Genomic DNA, 7,242 nt, shown 5'->3' with positions numbered 1-7,242 from the left:
GCACACCGAAACTCAGAGAAATAGGGACCATAACCGGAACTCACATCAACAGGGTCGTTTCTATCTTCATTAACCTTATGTCCTTTATTTCTGTATAAATTGATGCCGTTTGAATTTGGAATTGCTGGGATCAAGCTGCAGCAGCTGCAGGCGTTCTATCAGGTCATTTACATTCAGCGGGACATCCGTTCCCAAAGCAATACGGCTACTGATATAGCCTGGGGCTAGGCGACGAGTGCCAGTAACGACAATGTTTGAGACTTGACCTTCAACAATTTCTATTGTGACTACACCTTCTAGAATTTTCTGAGGTGGGACAATCGCCCCCGACGTAGCGTAGCCATTTTCGATGTAGAGCTGGGTAACGGCCTCACGAGCAGCTGCAATATCGGCAAATGTTTGAGATTCTCCTAAAAAGCCTGCAGTTACCTCTGCTAATTCTTCTGTTTCAAAGGCTGTATTGTTAATAAATTCAAACTTTTTAATTGCAAATGTAGTTCCCTCTAATGGAAAAGAAGGCTCAACCTCTGGCGATTGCAGTGGTCCCAGCAGGGTGTCCGCAGGGGGCAATTCTTCTAGAAGCTCGGGCTCAGGTCGAGCTTCAGGCTGGGGAGCAACAGTATCTTGGAATGGTGGCAGTTCCACTGATGGTACTTGCGCCTGACTGCTGCTGACATCGGTTAACCAAAGCAAACATGCTGTACCAACAGTGCTAACAAACTGGTAAGACAAACTGCGGTATATAGCAGGAGAAAACCATTCAACCCGTCTATTCTTTGGGAAGTAACGTAGTGTAAACAAAATTCACTTTCTAACTTTATAAGATAAAACATTGCCACCACTGAAGATGTCAAGCCCAAGTTAGTAGAGACTAGGAAGCGGTTAATGAGAACTGATCCGATTGTTGGTCAGCACTCTGTACACTTGAGGGACGTTTTCCTCCCAGGGACTTTCCCACACGAGATCTAAGGCAATAGCTTCAGTGGCCGAGACACAGGGTTTCTGAAAACAAATTATATGATCCACCGCTGTTAGCTGTTCGGCAGCCTCTACGAGAGGATGAGCCTCGGCGTATCGATCTTCAGTCTGCAGTAAAACAAACTCAATATCAGGATTTTGCAACAGAATAGAGAAATAATGATCGTACCCAATAATCGCCACTCGTTTGGCGGTTGCTAGGGCCTGGTGAATGGAGTCTGTCTGGGTGCCATGGTAGAGCTGGTCATATACCTGACGGTTGCGGGTCCAACGGCTGCGGAGCCAAATATTCTCGCGACTGATATTCTCATAGCTTTGGGATTTGGGTAGCGGGATCATGGGTTTAGCGTAATTGTAAAGACAGGCATAAACCAAAATTGCCATACTGAGCCAGCGCCAGCCAGATAGCCCGATCTCCTTTAGGCGAGATTGTTGTAAAAATGTTGCTATACAGAGTCCGGTGCAGACAAATGCCAGGGTAAAAAAGCGTGACTTCCAGGGAGACCAGCCCACTTTGTAGCTAATGGCCAGGGCAAGACAAATGGTGAGGATGGCCAGTATCCGTGACATCTGGCGGCCTTTGACCAAACACCAGCCTACCGCTGGGAATACGAGAAAAACGCTCACAGGTCCAAACCAGGAGGTGTCTTCCTGGGGCTGCCACTCAATTTCTAGCGGCTGCCACTTGATAAATTCGGCCTGACCGGCATTGCCAAATAATGGCGCAAATACACTGTCGTAAACATACTGTAGGGCGACAATGATGGACCCGCCACCGGTCAGGGACTGCCACAGCCAGTTGATTGGCTGCAGCAGGTGAATACTCTGAAAACTGTAGCGCACTAGGTTGGCGGTGCCACCCAGCAGCCCTTCGTTGTTTTGATTTCTGACGATAAAGTCTTCGGGGCCTAACCAGTTGCCAAACTGTCGATAGTTGTAAACAAACAGCCAGCTTTGGGAGAGAATTATTCCTGGCACCAGACACAGGGCAACGATACGCCACTCGTTGACAATTGATCTGACTAATATGGAGAGCCTTCCCCGCTGAACGACCAAACTAAGCCACAGCGGTAAAAAGAACGCGGCAAACAATACAAACGATGTTTTGGCGGCTACACCAAAACATAGGGTGAGCCCCAACCCAACCAGGGATTCTATGGAGGCTACCTGTAGCCATCGATCGGCCCACACTACACAGGTGAGGGCAATGGCAGCCACAATAATGTCATTTTTGGTGCCGGTGGACTGATAGACAATCTCAGGCAAGCAGGTAATTGCGATCGCACTAGTTAGCGCCACTGTCCGACTCACCCGAGGGCGGGCTAAGGCATAGGTTCCCAACAAAATAACAACATAGGAGAGCCAGCTAAACAGCCCCAAACCGTAGTCCAGCCGAAACCGTAAGAACAGGTGAAATAAGATATCAGACCCGACCGGAAAGGCTACCTGGGGAGCGGTGGTAAACCCTGGCAAAAACAAGCTACTGTTTTGTTGCCACAGCAGTACCCGTGGCAGATGGTATACCAGTGCATCCCAGCTGCTGGGGGGGAGTAACATCGCTTGTAACCAAAGATAAAAAAGCGCAACAGTCAGAACCGTCAATAGCCTGGGATACTCATCCCAGGCTGCAATAATCCACTGACGAATATCGTCTACTGTTTGCCATTTACCCCAATTTAGCCAAACTATTCCTCCTAGGGAAACGACTTCCAATAGGGGAATAAGTTCAGGTCGCTTGGCTAAAAAGCCGATCTGTAGCAAAAGCGATAGCAGCATCAGGCCGGAGGTAATCCCCAGGGCCAATGCTGATGCCACCGGATAGGGAGCTGGTTGTCGCCGCAGCCACACAAAGAATCCCAGGCAAACTATCAGTACCTCAGCTGTTGGCAACAGCGCCATCATTGCATCCACATAGCCCCCATATAGCTACCCAGTATGTCTGAAACAAGTCAGGACATATCTTATAGAGGCTAATGCCACGAAGCAAGATTGAGACTTGAGCAGAGAGCCAGAGCCAATACGCCCTAGTTTTCTCGAATAGAAGGGGCTGAGGCCAGTATTGAAGCACCTTCTTGCATATGTTGGATGTCAACTTCTGACCATGCTTTAGTCCCTTGGCAGTGATGGGCCGCTAACAATCCCCAGAGTCCTTGGGGTGTCAAAATTGGCACCACTAGATTAGCGCGCACCTTCAGACTTTGCAAAAAATCCCGGTGGCAGGTTTCAATGGACGCCGTTTGAATATCATTGATGGCTCTCACCCGACCGGCTAAATATAAAGCTGCATACTCGTCGTTAAAGCATTGATTGGGGCCAGTGGAGCCGTAGATGGAAAGCTCAGGACGGCTCAGTGTTTCAAACGTGACCTGTCCTTCCCAATGATTGTAAAAGTAGTAGAGCACCACTCGATCCACCTGGAGCAAGCCCCGCAGTTTGTCAGTGGTGGTCTGTACCAGCTGGTCACGCTGCATATTTTGACTCAGACGTTGCAAAATACCCTGCATGGCAGCAATTTCTGAGTCGTGTTGTTTCAAGTGGATATTTGGATCAAACTGAGTCGCCATAATCAAGCAGCACTTTCCATTCGCTAGATATCTTCTAACATTTGCCTAGATGACTACACTCATTTATTTACAGAATCTTAAGCACTGGGCTTTTTAAATCTTTGTTTGTTTATAAAATTTTAAGCACTGCAACTATAGGCCTGCGCTACCGATGAACTCAAATATCCGTCTAATACGAGGTCGCTGGATTTTTACCGGGGAAACAACCCTCAGCGAGGGTGCGATCGCAGTTCAGAACGAGACTATTCTAGCAGTAGGTAGCTGGGACTCTCTGCGGGCTGATTATCCCCAGGCGGAGGTGCTGGGTTCTCAAACCCATGCGGTCATGCCAGGGTTGATCAATGCCCACCACCATAGTAACGGCGTGCCCAATTCTCTTCAGGGCGTAGACGATGATTTTCTAGAACTGTGGCTATTTGCCAATATTGGGTTGCGATCGCAAGACCCCAAACTCAAAACCCTGCTGAGTATTGCCCAGCTGCTGCAAAGCGGTGTCACCAGCGTTGTCGATGTGGCAAGTATGGCCGGGACAGCCACCGACTGTCTGGACAACCTTAATGGGCGGCTCCGAGCCTACGAACAGGCCGGGATGCGCGTGGCCCTTACCCCTGGCATTCGGTATGAGAGCACGTGGGTCCATGGCGAAGACGATGCCTTTTTAGCCAGCCTACCAGAGGAGCTAAGACAGCGGCTGCACACACTTATGCCCATGGACCAGCCCCTATCCCCTGCAGACCACATTGACCTGATCGGTGACTTGGTCAAACAGTATCAAAGCCATCCCCACATTGACGTCTGGTTTGGCCCCCCTGGCCCCCAGTGGGTGGGCGATCGGTTCCTGGTTCAAATGGTGGATGCCGCTGAACGGTTAAACACCCATGTCCAGACCCATGCCCTAGAATCCTTCTATGAAAAATTAATGGGACCCCGCCTCTACGGCAAATCTGTTATCGCCCATCTTAAGGATCTGGAGGTATTGAGCCCTCGATTCTCCATTGCCCATGGCGTTTGGTTGACTGAAGCTGACATTGAAATCTTGGCCGAAACCGGTGCTGCTGTCAGCCATAACCCCAGCTCTAATCTGCGGCTGCGGGCGGGCATGGCTCCCCTAACGGCCATGCTTAGAGGGGGAGCCACCGTGGGGCTGGGCATGGATGGCACCGCCATTGGCGACGATGAAGATATGTTTGCCGAAATGCGACTGGCCGCCCGTCTGCAGCGTTCTCCCCAACTCAACAGCCCCGCACCCAGCTACCAAGATATCTTTCAAGCAGCAACCGCAGGCAGCGCCAAGCTCATGGGCAAAGCGCAACAGCTGGGAAAACTAGTGCCCGGCTATCGAGCCGATGTGGTGTTGGTCAAAACTGAGCGGTTGACCTGGCCCTGGATAGCTCCCGAGGCCAATCCCCTCCATGTCATGCTGATGCGGGCAAAAGCTGCCGATGTGGATACGGTATTGGTCAATGGTAAGGTCGTTTTACAGTCGGGAATGCCCACGGGATTTGACCTGCAGACTGTGGGGGAGGCGATTGCCGAGCAGTTAGAGGCGGCTTGCGATCGCGATCGCTACCGAGCCTTAGCAGCTGAGGTCATCCCCCATTTGAGCCGATGGTACGCCCAATGGCCAGCGCCTGCCTTATCTCCCTATGGGGTCTTTAACTCTCGGATTGATTAAGGCGTTAACAGTCTGGTCTTGATTCCGCAACGGTATTAAAAACGGAACTATAAATCACCCGATGCTACGACATCTTTCTGGAAAAAGTTTTCGACACTATTTTTCCAGGTTGCATAGACGTGATTTATGCGAGTCCGCCATTTTTGTCTGTTTTGCTCTGCTTTTTCAGAGAACCAAGAGAAGACCAGCAGATCCAGTACTAGCTCTACGCTTCTCACGATGGTCAGTACAAAACCTTTCAGCAGCCTGTAGTGAATTAGATAATAGGGAGTAAATAAAATCGCAGAGAACCAGAGAAGATTATCAAACACCTCTTTATCTAAATTGAAAGAGATACTGACATGGACCCGCAGTAGGGTGTACCACAGGGAAACAACCACCAGGGTACTAACGGCAAACCCAATAAATCCTTCGGTTTTCTGCCATAGCAGTTTGAGAAAGTTTTTGGATGTAGTCCAGACAATACCGACGAAGGTAGCGGCTAGGGCTCCATAGGTAGCGATGTTGGTCCAATCGAGGTCATTAAGTTCGCTGAGCATAGACGTGTCGATCTGCTGCAGCAAATCGAGAAAAGATTGCAGCATTGTTAGCTCCTGAAAAAATATTTTTTATTGCAGAGATGAGGTGGTTTAGTGTCCCCTTGCTCCAATAGCGTAGCCGTTTTGCAAAGTTTCCGTGGGGGTGGATTGCCCTAACGGTTGGTTGGGTTTACCCGGTTGGGGCATTGCAAATTAAGATGGGCTTTTTCAAACAGCTAAACTGCATTACATCAGCGGGCGTTTTCTCAGAAGGATTTACCTCTGGAGCAACAATATTGGCAATTTGCAAAGCCCGCGTTACCAGTTCAGAGCAAAACAGCGCTTCAAAGTCGGGCTGATTACTCAACCCTGCATCATCTAAAATATCCACCCCCGCACCCACCGCCTGGGGAAAATCATAGGGAACGCCCTGGGCTTCAATCTGATGCAGCCACGCGCGCATTTGAGTTAGCTGATGCTTTAGCAACGGTACTCGCAGCGGTGCCCACCACACCGGCCCCTGAGCCGCCATAATCCGGTTGGATAATCGCTGAAACTGCACGCCAAGCTGGGTTTTACCACTGCCTTCACTGGGCAAGCTGATATCAATATGGGATTCAGCAATCAGGATGGGGTCTTCATGGTGGGCTGTCCAGTCAACGGATAAGACAATGGCCACATGGACATAGCAGGACTGGGTGGCCATTTTAACTACGCTGGAGGGGACATCACAGCCGGAAAATGCCAGCACATCGCCAGGTTGAATTTGCTGGCAGAGGTCAAGATAAGAACGGCCTGAGGCTAGCACCCTGGATAAACATGAATCAGCCATGGACTACCTCCTTTTACCTTGGCATTGGCAACACTTTCTGCATCGTAGAATGTGGGATGCAGGTCAGGCAATATTAGTGACAGTGCTTCCACCATCTAACCGCTGTCGAACACTTGGCCTTTGAACGGACCAGTTTGGTAACCTTGGGTGGTCTAGGGAGACTCGCATAAAAGAAGACAATTACGCTGAGTCATCGTTAAAACCCTTTGAAATCGGTGGTTTTCAACTCTATGCTTGAAAAAGCGGATGATGGGACTCGAACCCACGACATTCAGCTTGGGAAGCTGACGTTCTACCACTGAACTACATCCGCAGTATGTGTCGCTTATATTTTCAGTAACTTGAACGCAAATATAGCGCGTTTTCTGCTTAACGGCAAACGGATGACTGCAGACATTTACTTTAGGATACACCAGCGCTGTATTCCTATGATTGCTATAGAAAAGTAAGCTATTGAGCAGTTGATGAGTACATCTCACATACCCACATTTCGTTTTCGGCATTTGGGGATTGCTCTAGAGAGCATGCCGTACTCTCACTAAGGAAATAAGATCAAGGTGCTCATTACTCATTAGCAGTTATCGTGCGCAATCGAGACAGAATCCGGTACGAAAACTAAATTGATTCTAGGACTGGAGCTTTCCTAAATATAAAGCCCAAGTGGCATATTCAGAT

At 49.4% G+C, this 7,242-nt stretch carries 6 protein-coding genes and 1 tRNA gene; 1 reads left to right on the top strand and 6 read right to left on the bottom strand.

The window, feature by feature from the left end; translation table 11 throughout:
- Positions 1-84: 84 nt before the first annotated feature.
- The 3 genes from IQ260_RS24570 to IQ260_RS24560 form a co-directional block, all read right to left on the bottom strand.
- The gene (locus tag IQ260_RS24570) at positions 85-732 is read right to left on the bottom strand and encodes a POTRA domain-containing protein (protein ID WP_228016400.1); all 648 of its coding nucleotides are present in this window, start codon (positions 730-732) and stop codon (positions 85-87) included.
- Positions 733-882: 150 nt separating this feature from the next.
- Positions 883-2,889, bottom strand: coding sequence for a hypothetical protein (locus IQ260_RS24565; RefSeq protein ID WP_193995711.1), 2,007 nt, complete (start codon positions 2,887-2,889; stop codon positions 883-885).
- A gap of 113 nt (positions 2,890-3,002) precedes the next feature.
- Entirely contained in the window at positions 3,003-3,542 is a 540-nt protein-coding gene (locus IQ260_RS24560) for a GAF domain-containing protein (protein ID WP_193995710.1), read from the bottom strand.
- A gap of 151 nt (positions 3,543-3,693) precedes the next feature.
- Between IQ260_RS24560 and IQ260_RS24555 the strand changes: the two genes are divergently transcribed.
- Positions 3,694-5,217 carry an amidohydrolase family protein gene (locus IQ260_RS24555; RefSeq protein WP_193995709.1) on the top strand — a complete coding sequence of 508 codons (1,524 nt, stop codon included), beginning with the start codon at positions 3,694-3,696 and terminating at the stop codon, positions 5,215-5,217.
- 47 nt (positions 5,218-5,264) lie between these two features.
- Here the strand turns inward: IQ260_RS24555 and IQ260_RS24550 are convergent, their stop codons facing one another.
- The 3 genes from IQ260_RS24550 to IQ260_RS24540 form a co-directional block, all read right to left on the bottom strand.
- Positions 5,265-5,801: a hypothetical protein gene (locus IQ260_RS24550; RefSeq protein ID WP_193995708.1), complete on the bottom strand. Its 537-nt coding sequence runs from the start codon at positions 5,799-5,801 to the stop codon at positions 5,265-5,267.
- A 124-nt stretch (positions 5,802-5,925) separates the two neighbouring features.
- Positions 5,926-6,567, bottom strand: a complete 642-nt coding sequence (locus IQ260_RS24545) for a C40 family peptidase (RefSeq protein WP_193995707.1) — start codon at positions 6,565-6,567, stop codon at positions 5,926-5,928.
- A gap of 241 nt (positions 6,568-6,808) precedes the next feature.
- A tRNA-Gly gene (locus IQ260_RS24540) sits at positions 6,809-6,880 on the bottom strand.
- Positions 6,881-7,242 lie beyond the last annotated feature (362 nt).

Origin of the sequence: Leptolyngbya cf. ectocarpi LEGE 11479 (assembly GCF_015207065.1) — a bacterium.
Lineage (GTDB): Bacteria > Cyanobacteriota > Cyanobacteriia > Phormidesmidales > Phormidesmidaceae > Leptothoe > Leptothoe ectocarpi.
This window is presented reverse-complemented; position numbering and strand designations above follow the sequence as displayed.

Bases quoted from the DNA above. Each gene is read 5' to 3' on its own strand.
- IQ260_RS24560 (WP_193995710.1), bottom strand. From the start codon at position 3,542: ATGGCGACTCAGTTTGATCCAAATATCCACTTGAAACAACACGACTCA.
- IQ260_RS24555 (WP_193995709.1), top strand. From the start codon at position 3,694: ATGAACTCAAATATCCGTCTAATACGAGGTCGCTGGATTTTTACCGGG.
- IQ260_RS24550 (WP_193995708.1), bottom strand. From the start codon at position 5,801: ATGCTGCAATCTTTTCTCGATTTGCTGCAGCAGATCGACACGTCTATG.
- IQ260_RS24545 (WP_193995707.1), bottom strand. From the start codon at position 6,567: ATGGCTGATTCATGTTTATCCAGGGTGCTAGCCTCAGGCCGTTCTTAT.